This is a genomic window from Streptomyces sp. NPDC049541 (assembly GCF_044465725.1).
Classification (GTDB): Bacteria; Actinomycetota; Actinomycetes; order Streptomycetales; family Streptomycetaceae; genus Streptomyces.
Map to the genome: position 1 here is coordinate 1,113,269 of NZ_JBITLY010000001.1, position 14,894 is coordinate 1,128,162.

The 14,894-nt window shown below is 71.5% G+C and carries 10 protein-coding genes; 6 read left to right on the forward strand and 4 right to left on the reverse strand.

Features of this window, described 5'->3' with window-relative positions; all coding sequences use genetic code 11:
• Nucleotides 1-33: 33 nt before the first annotated feature.
• Nucleotides 34-600 carry a hypothetical protein gene (locus tag ACIBW9_RS05090; RefSeq protein ID WP_398951291.1) on the reverse strand — a complete coding sequence of 189 codons (567 nt, stop codon included), beginning with the start codon at nucleotides 598-600 and terminating at the stop codon, nucleotides 34-36.
• Nucleotides 593-1,372, reverse strand: a complete 780-nt coding sequence (locus tag ACIBW9_RS05095) for an alpha/beta hydrolase (protein ID WP_398952113.1) — start codon at nucleotides 1,370-1,372, stop codon at nucleotides 593-595. Before ACIBW9_RS05095 ends, ACIBW9_RS05090 begins: the two co-directional genes overlap by 8 nt.
• 155 nt (nucleotides 1,373-1,527) lie before the next feature.
• Here ACIBW9_RS05095 and ACIBW9_RS05100 point away from each other — a divergent pair, with 155 nt between their 5' ends.
• From ACIBW9_RS05100 to ACIBW9_RS05115, 4 genes are all read left to right on the forward strand, one after another.
• Complete coding sequence (locus ACIBW9_RS05100) at nucleotides 1,528-2,268, forward strand: lysophospholipid acyltransferase family protein (RefSeq protein WP_398952115.1); 741 nt, start codon at nucleotides 1,528-1,530, stop codon at nucleotides 2,266-2,268.
• A gap of 25 nt (nucleotides 2,269-2,293) precedes the next feature.
• Nucleotides 2,294-3,523: a MacS family sensor histidine kinase gene (gene macS / locus ACIBW9_RS05105; RefSeq protein WP_398951293.1), complete on the forward strand. Its 1,230-nt coding sequence runs from the start codon at nucleotides 2,294-2,296 to the stop codon at nucleotides 3,521-3,523.
• Complete coding sequence (locus tag ACIBW9_RS05110) at nucleotides 3,520-4,209, forward strand: response regulator (protein WP_398951295.1); 690 nt, start codon at nucleotides 3,520-3,522, stop codon at nucleotides 4,207-4,209. Before macS ends, ACIBW9_RS05110 begins: the two co-directional genes overlap by 4 nt.
• A 138-nt stretch (nucleotides 4,210-4,347) precedes the next feature.
• Nucleotides 4,348-5,376, forward strand: a complete 1,029-nt coding sequence (locus ACIBW9_RS05115; RefSeq protein ID WP_398951297.1) for a 6-phosphofructokinase — start codon at nucleotides 4,348-4,350, stop codon at nucleotides 5,374-5,376.
• A 16-nt stretch (nucleotides 5,377-5,392) separates the two neighbouring features.
• On the opposite strand, the gene ACIBW9_RS05120 is transcribed toward ACIBW9_RS05115, so the two are convergent.
• Nucleotides 5,393-7,249 (reverse strand): anthranilate synthase family protein, encoded by a 1,857-nt coding sequence (locus tag ACIBW9_RS05120; protein WP_398951301.1) that lies wholly within the window; start codon nucleotides 7,247-7,249, stop codon nucleotides 5,393-5,395.
• 105 nt (nucleotides 7,250-7,354) lie between these two features.
• Nucleotides 7,355-7,447, reverse strand: coding sequence for a trp operon leader peptide (locus ACIBW9_RS05125; RefSeq protein ID WP_398951303.1), 93 nt, complete (start codon nucleotides 7,445-7,447; stop codon nucleotides 7,355-7,357).
• An 82-nt stretch (nucleotides 7,448-7,529) separates the two neighbouring features.
• Here ACIBW9_RS05125 and ACIBW9_RS05130 point away from each other — a divergent pair, with 82 nt between their 5' ends.
• The gene (locus ACIBW9_RS05130; RefSeq protein WP_398951305.1) at nucleotides 7,530-13,922 is read left to right on the forward strand and encodes an RHS repeat-associated core domain-containing protein; all 6,393 of its coding nucleotides are present in this window, start codon (nucleotides 7,530-7,532) and stop codon (nucleotides 13,920-13,922) included.
• Nucleotides 13,919-14,893: a pentapeptide repeat-containing protein gene (locus ACIBW9_RS05135; RefSeq protein WP_398951307.1), complete on the forward strand. Its 975-nt coding sequence runs from the start codon at nucleotides 13,919-13,921 to the stop codon at nucleotides 14,891-14,893. The genes ACIBW9_RS05130 and ACIBW9_RS05135 overlap by 4 nt, the downstream gene beginning before the upstream one ends.
• The last annotated feature ends 1 nt before the right edge of the window (nucleotide 14,894 follow it).

Here is a 14,894-nt window from a genome sequence, read left to right on the forward strand (position 1 = left end):
CCTCAAGATCCCTGTCGGCGATGTCCCGGCCGGCTAGACGACGGCTCCGCGCCCCGGATCGTCGTCGTCCTCGTCGTCCGTCTTCATCCGCATCACCAGCGTGCCGAAACCGCCCAGGAAGCCGCCGATGCCGAGCGTGGCCAGCCACCAGGTCATGTCCCAGCTGAGCAGCACCGCCAGCAGAAGCAGGACCGGGCCGCCGATCACGCCCAGCCAGGCGAACTTCGCGGTCGTGTCGGCGGTGGGCAGCGGCGGCGGCTCCGGCGGTACGAAATGGCCCTCGTCGTCCTCGTCGAAGTCGTCCTCGGACGGCTCGGCGGCCGTGTAGTCGCGCGGCCCGACGCCGGGTGCGAAAGAGACCGAGCCGCCCAGGGGCTTCTTCGGCTTCTCCTGCTTCGGCGCCTCACCCTGGGTGTCGTCGTTGGTCTCCGGCTCCAGCAGCGCCAGGTCCTCGATCGACTTGAACGGCTTGGTGCCCGGTGGGTCCTTCGGCTCCTCGCCGTAGCCGGCGACGATCGCGGCCCACGCGGCATCCTCGTCGAAGGGGACGCCCTGCTCCTCCGGCTCGCGGTCCTCGCGGTCCGAGTCGTGCTCAGCCACCTGCGGCCGTCCCTTCCTTGCCGACACTGGGTGCGAGCCGGCCGATGAACGCGAGGCTCTCTTCGAAAATCCGGTTCGCATCGTGGTCCAACGTCGCCACGTGGTAGCTCTGTTCCAGCAGTATCTCCGTCACGTCCCTCGATGAGACCCGGCCGAGGATCCGGGCCGAGTCGGCCGGCGGCACGACATGGTCCTGGGGGCTGCGCAGCACCAGCAGCGGCTGTGTGACCTGCGGCAGCTCGCCGTCCACCAGCCGGAAGAAGTTCCGCAGGGAGTGCGCCGCGTGCAGCGGAACCCGGTCGTAGCCCAGCTCGGCGCTGCCCTCCTTCGCGATGTCGCTGGCGATCCCCTTCGCGGTGCGCACGAGATGGCGGGCCACGGGAAGGACGTACGGGGAAAAGCCGTGCATGCGGTTCGCCGGGTTGACGACCACCACGCCGCCGACCGCCTCCCCGTGCTTCGCCGCCAGGCGCAGCGCCAGGGTGGCGCCCATGGACAGGCCGGCCAGGAACACCTCGCTGCAGCGCTCGCGCAGGGAGCGCAACTCGCGGTCCACCTCGGCGTACCAGTCCTGCCAGCCGGTGAGCTGCATGTCCTCCCAGCGCGTGCCGTGCCCGGGCAGCAGCGGCAGCGAGACCGTGAGGCCGTGCTCGGCGAGATACTGGGCCCAGGGGCGCAGCGACTGGGGGGAACCGGTGAAGCCGTGGCAGAGCAGGACGCCGACCTCCCCGCCCTCGTGGCGGTACGGCTCGGCTCCAGGAAGGACCGGCACCTTCGGTCTCCTGTTCATGAGAGTGACGTGAAGTCCAGGTGCTTCACCGTACGCGACCGCACTGACACCGACCAGGGCCGTCGGATCCTTCGACAGTGCTCCGGGTTAAGGTCTGACCGACGGAAACAGGAGGCACACGGGTGTTGTACGGCACGATGAAGGTTGCCATCGGGGGGCCGCTGAAGGTCGCGTTCAGGCCATGGGTGGAAGGCCTGGAGAACATTCCGGCGGAGGGCGCCGCCATCCTGGCGAGCAATCATCTCTCCTTCTCCGACTCGTTCTTCCTGCCCGCGGTCCTCGACCGCAAGGTCACCTTCATCGCCAAGGCCGAGTACTTCACCACGCCCGGTGTGAAGGGCCGGCTGACGGCCGCCTTCTTCAAGGGTGTCGGCCAGCTCCCGGTGGACCGCTCCGGTGCGCGCGGCGCGGGCGAGGCGGCCATCAGGAGCGGCCTGGAGGTCCTGGAGCGCGGCGAGCTGTTCGGTATCTACCCCGAGGGCACGCGCTCGCCCGACGGCCGCCTCTACCGGGGCAAGCCCGGCGGCCTCGCGCGCGTGGCGCTCGCCTCCGGCGCGCCGGTCATCCCGGTCGCCATGATCGACACGGAGAAGATCCAGCCGCCGGGCAAGGTCATGCCCAAGCTGATGCGCCCGGGCATCCGCATCGGCAAGCCCCTCGACTTCACCCGCTACCAGGGCATGGAGCACGACCGCTTCGTGCTGCGCGCGGTCACCGACGAGGTCATGTACGAGATCATGAAGCTCTCCGGCCAGGAGTACGTCGACATGTACGCGACCGCGGCGAAGCGCCAGATCGCGGAGGCGGCGAAGGCCGAGAAGGAACAGGCCAAGGAGCAGGCCAGGGAACAGGCCAAGAAGGAGAAGCCCGAGGCCTAGGCTCTCGGTCGAGGGGGGTGGGGACATGCCCAAGCGCGAGCGCGTCATGCGCATGTCGGTCGAGCAGCCGCTGTGGCGTGCGCTGACCGCGTACCGGGTGCTCACGATGCTGTACGCGGTCGGCCTGTTCGCCACCGCCTACGACGAGTACGACCACGCGGGCGTCGCCATCGCCTACTACGTCGTCCTGTTCGTGTGGACGCTCGCCACCCTGCCCCGCGTCCAGAGCGCGGCCGCCTGCACCAAGCGCTTCCTCGCGGTCGACCTCGCCATCGCGCTCACCGGCATCCTGCTCACCCCGCTCGCGGTCAACGAGCAGCACATCCAGAGCGGCGGGCCCACCCTGCCGTCGATATGGACCGCCGGCTCGGTCCTCGCGTACGCCATCAAGGGCGGCTGGCGCTGGGCCGCGTTCGCTTCGACGCCGGTCGCCGCCGCCAACCTGATCGAACGCGGCGCCCCGGCCCGCGACACCGTCCACAACGTGATCCTGGTCTGGGTCGCCTCCATCGCCATCGGCTACGTCGTCGAGGTCGCCCGCGCCTCCGAGCGCACCCTCGCCCGGGCCCTGGAGATCGAGGCCGCGACCCGGGAGCGGGAGCGGCTCGCCCGGGACATCCACGACGGGGTGCTGCAGGTGCTGGCCATGGTGCAGCGCCGCGGCGCGGTCCTCGGCGGCGAGGCGGCCGAGCTGGGCCGGATGGCCGGCGAGCAGGAGGTCGCGCTGCGCACCCTGGTCTCCGGCGGGCTGATCCCTGTCTCGCGGGTGTCGGAGGACGCCGCCGAGGGCGCGGTCGTACGGGCCGTGGAGGAGCCCTCGTACGACGAGGACGGCCCGGTCGATCTGCGGGCGCTGCTCGCCCCGTACGCCGCCGCGAAGGTCAGCTTCGCCGAACCCGGAGCGGCCGTGCTGCTGCCCAGGGCCGCCGCGAAGGAGCTGGCCGCGGCCGTCGGCGCCGCCCTGGACAATGTGCGCCGGCACGCCGGTGAGGACGCGCGCGCGTGGATCCTCGTCGAGGACGAGCCCGGTGAGGTCGTGGTGACCGTACGGGACGACGGGCCCGGCATCCCCGAGGGGCGGCTCGCGCAGGCCGAGGGGGAGGGGCGGCTCGGTGTCGCCCTGTCGATCCGCGGCCGGCTGCGCGACCTCGGCGGCAGCGCCGAACTGATCTCGGTGCCCGGGCAGGGCACCGAGGTCGAACTGAAAGTACCGAAGGACGCGAAGGACCCACGGGGGAAGGCAGAGCGGCGATGACGGACTCGACCGACGAGCGGCAGGGCGCGATCAAGGTCATGGTGGTCGACGACCACCCCATGTGGCGCGATGCCGTCGCCCGCGACCTGGCCGAGTCCGGCTTCGACGTGGTCGCCACCGCGGGCGACGGCGACCAGGCCGTGCGCCGCGCCAAGGCGGCAGGCCCGGACGTGCTCGTCCTTGATCTGAACCTGCCCGCCAAGCCCGGCGTCCAGGTCTGCAAGGAGCTGGTCGGCCACAACCCCGCGCTGCGGGTCCTGGTGCTGTCGGCGAGCGGTGAGCACGCCGACGTCCTGGAGGCGGTGAAGTCCGGCGCGACCGGCTATCTGCTGAAGTCGGCCTCCACGGACGAGCTGCTGGACGCGGTGCGCCGCACGGCCGTCGGCGACCCGGTGTTCACTCCGGGCCTGGCCGGGCTGGTCCTCGGCGAGTACCGCCGGCTCGCCTCCGAGCCCGCGTCCGCCGCGGACACCGACCAGCCGGGCGCCCCGCAGCTCACCGACCGCGAGACGGAGGTGCTGCGCCTGGTCGCCAAGGGCCTGAGCTACAAGCAGATCGCCGAACGCCTGGTCATCTCCCACCGCACGGTCCAGAACCACGTCCAGAACACCCTCGGCAAGCTCCAGCTGCACAACAGGGTGGAACTCGTCCGGTACGCCATAGAGCGCGGACTCGACGACGAGTGACAGTGCCACGGGAGCTTGACGCCGGGTAAACCAACCGCCCGCCGATTCACCGGAATTGCCCTTCCCGCCCATCCCTCTGTGACCTGGATCACCATTAGCGTGGCTGTCACCAGGCAACTGCGGCGAAGGGACATTTCCATGCGGGTCGGAGTACTGACCGGAGGCGGCGACTGCCCCGGACTCAACGCCGTCATCCGGGGCATCGTCCGCAAGGGCGTGCAGGAGTACGGCTACGACTTCGTCGGCTACCGGGACGGCTGGCGCGGACCCCTCGAAGGCGACACCGTCCGCCTCGACATCCCCGCCGTGCGCGGCATCCTGCCCCGCGGCGGCACCATCCTCGGCTCCTCGCGCACCAATCCGCTGAAGCAGGAGAACGGCATCCGCCGGATCAAGGAGAACCTCGCCAAGCAGGAGGTCGAGGCGCTCATCGCGATCGGCGGCGAGGACACCCTCGGCGTAGCGGCACGCCTCACCGACGAGTACGGCGTCCCCGTCGTCGGCGTACCGAAGACGATCGACAACGACCTGTCCGCCACCGACTACACCTTCGGCTTCGACACCGCGGTCGGCATCGCCACCGAGGCCATCGACCGGCTGCACACCACCGCCGAGTCCCACATGCGCGTCCTGGTCTGCGAGGTGATGGGCCGGCACGCCGGCTGGATCGCCCTGCACTCCGGCCTCGCCGGCGGCGCCAACGTCATCCTCATCCCCGAGCAGCGCTTCGACCTCGAACAGGTCTGCGCCTGGATCACCTCCCGCTTCAAGGCCTCGTACGCCCCCATCGTGGTCGTCGCCGAGGGCGCCATGCCCAAGGACGGCGACGTGGTCCTCAAGGACGAGTCGCTGGACTCCTTCGGGCATGTCCGCCTGTCCGGGGTCGGCGAATGGCTCGCCAAGGAGATCGAGAAGCGCACCGGCAAGGAGGCCCGCACGACCGTCCTCGGCCACATCCAGCGCGGCGGCACCCCGAGCGCCTTCGACCGCTGGCTCGCCACCCGCTTCGGCCTGCACGCCATCGAAGCCGTCCACGAGGGCGACTTCGGCAAGATGGTCGCCCTGCGCGGCACCGACATCGTCCGCGTCCCGATCGCGGAGGCGACGGCGAAGCTGAAGACGGTGGACCCGAAGCTGTACGAGGAGGTCGGGGTCTTCTTCGGCTGACGGCAGCCCCGGACGGCTACACGGTCGTGCGGTGCAGCTGGCCGATCAGCTCCCGCACGATCGCCGTCCCGTTCAGTGTCAGCACCGACTCCGGGTGGAACTGGACGCCCGCGAACCGCGGACCGCGCAGTGCGTGCACCTCCCCGTTCGCCGCCCGGCTCACCTCCACCGCGTGTGCGGCCAGCTCGCGCGCCGCCTCCTCGTCGCAGCGCGCCACGAAGCTGTTGTAGAAGCCGACGGTCTCGGTCCGCCCGAACAGCTCGATCGCCGTCTGCGCCCCCTGGTAGGGCACTTCCTTCCGTACGATCTCCAGCCCCAGTTCGGCCGCGAGCAGCTCGTGGCCGAGGCAGACGCCCAGCACACCGTGCCGGTGATCGCGGATCACCTGGGCGGTCAGCTCCCGCAGGAACCGCATCTTCGGATCGTCCAGGTCGGACGGGTCACCGGGTCCGGGGCCCAGCACGACCGTCCCCTCATGGGCACGGACGGCTTCCCTGAGGCCCGGCTCGTCGTAGCGCCGCACGGTCACCTCGAGCCCGGCCGAGCGCAGCACATGGGCGAGCATCGAGGTGAAGGTGTCCTCGCCGTCGACCACGAAGGCATGCCCTTCGAGCTCGTGGGACCGCTCCTGCATCCGCAGCCAGAACGGCGCCAGCGAGGCCCGGCGGCCGTCGAGCGCGGCACGCACGCGTGGATCGTCGGCGAGCCGCACGCGCGTGTGCTCCGCGCGCGGCCGTGCCGGACGTACGCCCAGGGCCGCCAGCACGCCCGCCGCCTTCGCATGCGTCTCGGCGACCTCGCTCGCCGGGTCCGAGCCGCGGACCAGCGTGGCGCCGACCGGCACGCGCAGATGCCCTTCGCGGGAGATGTCCGCCGTACGGATCAGGATGGGGGAGTCGAGTGTCTGCGCGCCGCCGGAGTCCCGGCCGAGCAGCGCGAGCGCCCCCGCGTAGTAGCCGCGCCCGCCGACCTCGTGCCGCTCGATGACCCGGCAGGCGTTCTGCACCGGCGAACCCGTGACGGTCGCCGCGAACATGGTCTCCTTGAGCACCTCGCGCACGTCCAACGAGGACTTCCCGCGCAACTCGTACTCGGTGTGCGCGAGATGGGCCATCTCCTTCAGCCGCGGGCCGACGACGACCCCGCCCATGTCGCCGACGGTGCACATCATCTTGAGCTCCTCGTCGACGACCATCGACAGCTCCTCGATCTCCTTGCCGTCGGCGAGGAAGTCCAGCAGGTGCTCGGGCGTCGGGCCCTCGGCGGGATACCGGTACGTCCCGCTGATCGGGTTCATCACGACCGTGCCGCCGGACATCCGCACATGCACCTCGGGGCTCGCCCCGACCAGCGTGCGCTCCCCGGTGTGCACGACGAACGTCCAGTACGCGCCCCGCTCACCCTCCAGCAGCCGCCGGAACAGCGCCAGCGCGTCGGTGCGGGAGAACCCCGGGATCCCACCCCCGTAGGTCCGCCGGATCACGAAGTTGGCGCCCTCGCCCCGCCCGATCTCCTCGTGCAGCACCCGGCCGACGATCTCGCCGTACTCCTCGTCCTCGACGTCGAAGCCCCCGTCCGCCACCCGCACCTCGTGCACCGGGAGCTGCGCGAGGGCGTCGGCGAGCGGGATCTCGTACGACTCCTCGGGGGTGAGGAAGGCCAGCGGTGTCCCGTCGTCGCGGACGTCGAAGCCGCGTTCGCGGATCTGGCGGAAGGGGACGAGGGCGAGGCCCTCGTCGGGGAGGTCGGCCAGGCGGTCGTACGTGGTGACCGGGCCGAGCAGCACCTCCACGGTGTTCTCGTCGCGGCCCGGCGCGCGGCGGCGCAGCAGGGCGAAGGGGCGCGGGTCGTGCAGCAGGTCCTGCAGGTTCATGGGTCCGGGTTCCTTCTCGATCTCGTCGTCGACGGAGAGGAACGACCCCGGAAACACCGAAGGCCGCCCCTCGGGCGGCCTTCGCGAAGTCTTGCGTACGCGCAGTCAGTGGGCCGCCGGATGAGCGGTCCACCACCAGTTCTGGGTCGAGTGCGCGAACATGTCGGGCACCTTACACCAGCCGCGCGCACAGCACATTCACAGACATGACAGATTGTCCGTCTTGACGTGCCCATGACCCTCCGTTGACTCTTGAGGCTCAACGGGTGGAGGGGGACACATGAAGCGCTTCCGGTCATCCTGCGTCGCCGCGGTCGTCCTGGCGCTGGGCCTGTCGGGCTTACAGCCGGTGATCGCCCACGCGGCGCCGGGACGAGCAGCCTCGGCCGCCGACGCGGAACAGTCCGTGACCACGATCGACCGCACCGAGTTACGGGCCGGCGCCCGCTTCGACACCAGACCCGTCGACCCCCAGGGCAGACCCCTCGCCGCCGCCAAGGCCGTCAGGACCGACTGGCCCGACCCCGGCGAGGACACCGTCCCCGTCTCCGCCAGACCGACCCGAGTCGCCGAAACCGCCGTCTCGGTCACCGCGCCCCGCAGCAGATCCGCCGCCCCCGACTCCGTCGACGTACGGGCGTACGGCAACTCGAAGGCCCGCCAACTCGGCGGCCACGCAACGGCCTTCACCCTGAAAGCGGCCGACACCGCAGACCGCGTCGGCGTCCGCGTCGACACCTCCGGCTTCCGCCAGGCCTACGGCGGCGACTTCGAGTCCCGGCTCCGCCTGATCGCCCGACCGGCGTGCGCGCTGACCACGCCCAGGGCCGCGGAGTGCGAGCGGAGCAGCCCGGTCAAGAGCCGTGTCGACCTCACCACCCACACCCTCTCCGCCGAGGTGACCGCCGACCCCGACACGGTCTTCGTGGTCGCCGCCGCGCCGAACGGCGAGACGGGTTCCGCCACCGCCACCAAGCTCTCCTCGTCCAGCAAGTGGCAGGTCGGGCTCAGCTCCGGAGACTTCTCCTGGTCGCTGCCGCTGCCCCAGGTCCCGGCGATCGCCGGCGACGCCCCGGACATCAGCCTCGGCTACTCCTCGCAGGCCGTCGACGGCATGGTCGCCGCCGAGAACAACCAGCCCTCCTGGGTCGGTCAGGGCTGGGACCTCGCCCTGCCCTACATCGAGCGCCGCTACAACGGCTGCGTCGACGACGGTGGCGACACCGGCGACCTGTGCTGGGCGGGCGACGAGTACCGCATCTCCCTCAAGGGCACCTCGTCCTCGCTGGTCAAGGACACGGCGGCGGGCGGCGACACCTGGCGGGCGCAGGAGGACCCGGGCTGGCGCATCCAGCACAGGACGGGCGCCGACAACGGTGACAACGACGGCGAGTACTGGGTCGTGACCACCCCGCAGGGCACCCGGTACACCTTTGGCCGCGGCAAGCAGGCGACCACCGGCACCGCCACCGACTCCGTCTACACCGTGCCGGTCTTCGGCGACGACGAGGGCGAACCCTGCCACAAGGGCAGCGTCCAGGACTCGTACTGCACCCAGGCCTGGCGCTGGAACCTCGACGGCGTGGTCGACGCGCACGGCAACTCCAACACGTACTTCTACGCGCAGGAGACCAACCGCTACGCCCGCAACGGCGACCCCGCCAAGTCGACCTCGTACGTCCGCGGCGGCCACCTGAAGGACATCGTCTACTCGCAACGCTCCGGCGCCGAGGACCAACAGGCCCCCGCCCGGCTGCACTTCACGACCGGCCTGCGCTGTGTCGAGGCCGCGGGCGGCACCGGCGACTGCCCGGCCTTCGACGCCGACCACGCGAGCTCGTACCCCGACGCGCCCCTCGACTCCCTGTGCACGAGCGGCGACTGCACCGGCGAGGAGCAGAAGTCGCCGACATTCTTCACCGACACGCTGCTCCGCTCGGCAACGGCCCAGCGCTCCGCTGCCGGCGGCGGCTGGAGCGACGTCGACCGCCTCGACTTCACCTACGACTACCCCAAGCCGTCCGACGGCACCGACGCCATGCTGTGGCTGACGAAGGTGCAGCAGACGGGCCTCGCCGGCAGCGGCGAACTCAAGCTGCCCGCCGTCGAGTTCACCGGCAAGGAGTTCGCCAACCGGGCCGACGCCGACCCGTCGGCCGGCGCCCCCGAGATGCGCAAGCTGCGCATCACCTCGTTCGTCGACGAACTCGGCCGCCGGGTCGACGTGACGTACGGCCAGCCCGACCCGTGCCCGGTCGACGACCTCCCCGAGGGCCGCTACGACTCCAACACCCAGGACTGCTTCCCAGGCTGGCGCACCAACGGCACCTCCTCCGGCTTCGGCGTCTGGCACAAGTACCTCACCACCAAGGTCACCGTCCGTGACAGCGGCGGCGGTTCGCCCCCGCAGACCACCGAGTACCGCTACCGGGGAACCCCCGCCTGGCACCACGACGACGACCCGGTCACCAAGGCCGAGCGGCGCTCCTGGAGCGACTGGCGCGGCTACGGCAGCGTCGACGTCGCCAAGATGACCGACCCCTCCTACCGGGGCGAGTCCGCGAGCCGCGCCGTCCAGATCACCCGCTCCCTCAACTTCCGCGGCATGGACGGCGACACGAAGGCCGACGGCTCGCACAAGTCCGTCGAGGTCACCGACTCGCAGGGCAACGCGGTCAAGGACCTGCCGTATCTGCGGGGCAAGGAGCGCGAGAGCGTCCAGTTCCAGGTGAACGACGCGGGCGAGGCGACGTACGAACTCGGCGGCACGCTCCACGACTACGGCTCCGCGCACACCACCCCGGCCAAGGCGGGCGAGAGCGATCCGGACAACGACGCGCATCTCGTCGTCGAGACGGGCTCGGCCAGCCGCGAGACCGTCATCTCCGAGCTGGGCAACCGCAGTTCGCGCGGCAACAGCCTGAAGACCGAGTACGACACCTACGGCCAGCCCGTCTCCGTCCTCGACACGGCGGGCTCCGACATCCGCTGCACGAAGACCTCCTACGACCGCAGCGCGGCGACCCTCGACTCCTGGATGCTCGCCTTCCCGTACCGGGTGCGCACCTACACCGGGACCTGTGCGGACCCGAAGTCCCTGGTCACCGGCAAGGACCAGTACTACGACGGGGCGAGCGCGCCGGATGCGCCCGTCGTCAGGGGCGATGTCACGCGCACCGTCAGCGCCGTCGCCGCCTCCGGTCCCGACACGGTCACCGAGAGCGTCACCACGCGCGCCGCGTTCGACGACTACGGCCGCACCGTCTCCGAGACCGACGCCGACGGCAACACCGAGCACACCGCCTACGCCCCCGCCACCGGGCGGCCCGCGACCGTCACGGAGACCGACGCAGCGGGCCACTCCGAGGTGACGACCCTGGAGCCCGACCGGCAACAGCCGGTCGCCGTCGAGGACGCCAACGGGCAGACCACCCGCACGGCCCATGACGCGCTCGGCCGGGTCACCGAGGTCCGCGAGGCCGACCAGTCGGCCGACGACCCGGCGAACCAGGTGTTCACGTACAGCCTCGACCCCGAGCACCGCAGGCCGCCGCTGGTGATCAGCAAGCAGCTCCAGTCCGGCTCGACCTACGTCACGAGCTGGGACTATCTCGACTCCCTCGGTCGCGACCGGCAGTCGCAGACCGTCTCGCCCGCCTCCACCGACGACGCGGCGAAGACGATCGTCACCGACAAGCGGTACGACGACGCCGGCAACCAGGCCGCCGAGACGCTCCCGGTCGTCGCGCCGGGCACGGCCGGCTCCGCCCTGCTCACCGTTCCCGCCGACCAGGTCGACGAGACCCGCTACGGCTACGACGCGCTGGGCCGGACCGTGCGCTCCACGCAGTACGGCGACGGCAAGGAGCTGTGGCACACCTCCGTCGCCTACTACGGCGACCACACCCGCACCGACCCGCCGGCCGGCGGCACCGCAGTCACCTCCTGGACCGACCTGCGCGACCAGGAGGTGCGCAAGCAGGAGGGCACGGGCGACGCCACCGTCACCACCGAGTCCACCTTCACCCCGGGCGGTCAGGTCGAGTCCGTCACCGACCCCAAGGGGCACCGCGCCACCTACACCTACGACCTGCTCGGCCGCCGCACCGGCGCCGACGACCCGGACGCGGGCCGCTCCCGCACCCGATTCGACGGCAACGGCAACCAGATCGCCACCTGGGACGAGAAGGCCATCGCCGCCGGGAGCGACACCCCCACCCTGTCCACGGACTACGACGAGCTGAACCGGCCCACCGTCCGCTGGGCGGGCGCCTCAGGCAGCGGCACGAAGATCGCCTCCTGGACGTACGACTCCACGACGATCACGAACGGCATCGGCCTGGCCGCCGAGCAGACCACCTACGCAGTGGGCAAGGCCTACCGCCAGTCCGTCACCGGCTACGACGCCCGCGGTCGGCAGACCGGCAAGAAGTGGACCTTCCCGGCAGGCCTCGGCGGCTCGCTGCACGACCTGTCGTACGAGGTCCGCTACCGCTACGACAGCGCCGACCACATCGTCGGCGTCGACTACCCCGACGACGTACTCGGCGCCCCCGCCGAACGGCTCGCCACCACCTACGACGGCCTGGGCAACGTCCGCACCCTGACCGGCACCACCCAGGACCTGCTCACCGGAAAGGACGTCACCCGCACCTACGTCTCGGACACCGGCTACGCGGCCGACGGCAAACTCGCCTCGCGCGACTACGCCGACCCGCACCACGACCTGCGCCGCTCCTACGCCTACGAGAGCGGCAGCCAGCGCCTGTCCCGCATCCAGACCCTCGTCCAAGAACCGCTCGGTGACGACTGGCAGGCCAAGCAGGACGACACCTACCGCTGGGACGACGCCGGCCGGATCACCTCCGTCACCGACACCACGCTCCACGACCCCGTCGCCACCTGCTACGGCTACGACACCCTGTCCCGGCTCACCCACGCCTGGACCACGGAGAAGACCGACTGCTCCGACGCAGGGTCCACGCTCACCCACGAAGGACCGGCCGGCTTCAACAAGTCCTGGACCTACTCCGACGACGGCAACCTCACCTCCGTCCGCTCCCTCGCCCACACCGAGGAGTTCGCCTACGGCGACGACGCGCACCCGCACGCCGTCACCCGGGCAGGCCACGACACGTACGCATACGACGCCAACGGCTCCCTGCAGAAGAAGACCGAGGACCTGCTCGTCGCCTCCTCCCTGCAATGGAACGCCCAGCACCAGCTGGAGCAGGTGACCACCGAGCTGGTCAAGAAGACCCGGTTCGTCTACGCGCCCGACGGCAGCCGCATGGCCCGCATCGACCCGGTCGGCGTCGCCACGCTGTACCTCGACGGCCAGGAGGTCACCGTCGCCCTCGGCATCGCCAAGGCGACCCGCTACTACCGCATCGCGGGCGTCACCGTCGCCGCCCGGCTGCCCGTACTGGGCCTGAAGTGGCAGCTCAACGACAACCAGGGCTCGGCCCAGCTCACCGTGCCCGAGGGCACCGGTCTGGTCGAGCGCACCTACTACGACCCCTACGGCGCCGTCCGGCCGCTGTCCGCGTCCCCGCCGACCGACCACGGCTGGCTCGGCAAGGTCCGCGACCCCAGCACCGGCCTGAACGCCCTCGGCGCCCGCTACTACGACGCCGACCTGGGCCGCTTCCTCGCCACCGACCCTGCCTACGACCCGACCTCCGCCCAGACCGCCAACCCCTACTCCTACGGGGCGAACAACCCCGTGATGTACACCGACCCGACCGGCCTGTGGTCCCTGGGCGGCATCTGGGACGGCGTCAAGAAGGGCGCCTCGGCGGCCTGGGACTGGGCCAGCGAGAACAAGGGTCTGATCACCAACATCGCCGTCGGCATCGGCGTCGGCATCGCGGTCGGGGCGATCTGCTCCACCGGCGTCGGCTGCGTCATCCTCGCCGGAGCGGCAGCCGGAGCCGCCGGTGCCGCCGCCGGGTACGGCGTGGACGTCGCCGAGGGCAAGCAGCAGTTCTCCTGGCAGGGTCTCGCCGTCAACGTCGGCGTCGGCGCCGCCACCGGCGCGCTGACCGCCGGGGCGATCGCGGGCGCCGGTGCGGCCGGCCGCGCGGCCCTCAACAGCACCGTCGGCAAGGCCGCCACGGCCGGGGCGAGCAGGGCCGCCTCGGCGGTCACCGGGGCGGCGGCACAGGGCGGGCGGGCCCTGGCCAACGCGGCCCGGGCGGCGGGCGGCAAGGTCGCGGCCGCAGCGCAGGCCGCCGCCAAACCGGCCCTCAGCGCGGCCCGCAACGCGGGCGGCAAGGCCCTCGACGCCCTCGCCAAACGGTTCGCACCGCAGACGGTCCGGGGCACCACCGCACGCCTGCAGTCGTACGTCGACAAGGCGGTGTCCGACTACGCGAGCGGGGTGATCAGGATGTCGGCCGGCCAGGCCAGAAGGGCCGCCGACCCCAACTTCCCGCAACTCACGGAGGAGTTGTTCCGCGGACAGGTCCTCGACCGGGCGGTGAAGACAGCGGTCGCGAACGACCCTAAGCTCGGTCATCTGTGGGTGTCGCGGTCCGGCGAGTTCGGCCCCGACTTCCACGACATCATGACCATGACGTGGTGGGACATCACGACCAGGGGAGCCTGGGCCGCCCATGTGCGGCTCTACACCAACCCCTTCGGCCGAGGGATAGGACTGTTCACGGAATGAGCGCGACGCGTGGCACGGGCATCGACTGGCGCGGGGAGGCCGGCGGCAGGCTGGCCGCCCAGGTGCTCGACCGGCTGAAGGCGGGTCGGCCGCTCACGGACCTGCCCGTGCCACGCGACGGCGAGGGACGCGCAGACCTGCGCGGATTCGTCTTCCCGCCGCCGCGCGCGGTGGGCCGGCTCGGCGGCCGATGGGGCCGCGGAAAGCTGATCGAGGGCACCACGGAGCTGAAGAAGGTCACCCTGCGCGGCCTCGACCTCTCCGGGGCGAGCGGTCCCTCCCTGCGGTTGCACGGCTGCGAGCTCGTCGACTGCGTCCTCGACCGGGCCGACCTGCCCGACCTGCGGCTGTGGGACACCACGGTCACCGACTGCTCCTTCGCGGGCGCCAAGCTGAAGGACGCGGCCGTTGGCACCTGGGACCGCGGCCGGCGCAACACCTGGCGCCGGGTCTCCTTCACCGGTGCCGACCTGCGCGGTGCCGTCGCCGTCGGCGCCGTGTTCGAGGAGTGCGACTTCGGCAGGGCCAGGCTCGACGGGCTGCACTTCGAGCAGTGCGCCCTGGACGACTGCACCTTCGCGGGCCGGATGCGCGAGGTCGTCTTCGACGGACGCGCCCTGCCGGACCGGCCCGCCCCGCAGCCGCTGCGCCGGGCCGATTTCTCGGGGGCCGAGTTCCGGGACGTCGAGTTCTGGGACTGCCGGGTCGCGGACGTGACCCTGCCGGGCACGCCGGGCCTCGGCTTCGTCCCCGAGTACCGGGCGACGGCGCGGCGGGCGCTGGAGGTGCTGGCCGACGACCCGTCCCGGGAGGCCAGGATGCTCGTGGGGGAGCTGACCGAGGCGCTGCGCGGTCCTGGCGACGACTCGGCCGTGGGCCTCTTCAACCGACAGGACTACGTGGACGCCGGCGGGGAGGCGCTGGCGGAGCTGGCGCAGCGGCTGCTCGTCCCGGGAGTGCGTCTCACTTGAT

What these genes read in the sequence shown, in the direction of transcription:
- ACIBW9_RS05100 (WP_398952115.1), top strand. Translation starts at nt 1,528, where the DNA reads ATGAAGGTTGCCATCGGGGGGCCGCTGAAGGTCGCGTTCAGGCCATGG.
- macS (WP_398951293.1), top strand. Translation starts at nt 2,294, where the DNA reads ATGCCCAAGCGCGAGCGCGTCATGCGCATGTCGGTCGAGCAGCCGCTG.
- ACIBW9_RS05110 (WP_398951295.1), top strand. Translation starts at nt 3,520, where the DNA reads ATGACGGACTCGACCGACGAGCGGCAGGGCGCGATCAAGGTCATGGTG.
- ACIBW9_RS05115 (WP_398951297.1), top strand. Translation starts at nt 4,348, where the DNA reads ATGCGGGTCGGAGTACTGACCGGAGGCGGCGACTGCCCCGGACTCAAC.
- ACIBW9_RS05120 (WP_398951301.1), bottom strand. Translation starts at nt 7,249, where the DNA reads ATGAACCTGCAGGACCTGCTGCACGACCCGCGCCCCTTCGCCCTGCTG.
- ACIBW9_RS05125 (WP_398951303.1), bottom strand. Translation starts at nt 7,447, where the DNA reads ATGTGCTGTGCGCGCGGCTGGTGTAAGGTGCCCGACATGTTCGCGCAC.
- ACIBW9_RS05130 (WP_398951305.1), top strand. Translation starts at nt 7,530, where the DNA reads ATGAAGCGCTTCCGGTCATCCTGCGTCGCCGCGGTCGTCCTGGCGCTG.
- ACIBW9_RS05135 (WP_398951307.1), top strand. Translation starts at nt 13,919, where the DNA reads ATGAGCGCGACGCGTGGCACGGGCATCGACTGGCGCGGGGAGGCCGGC.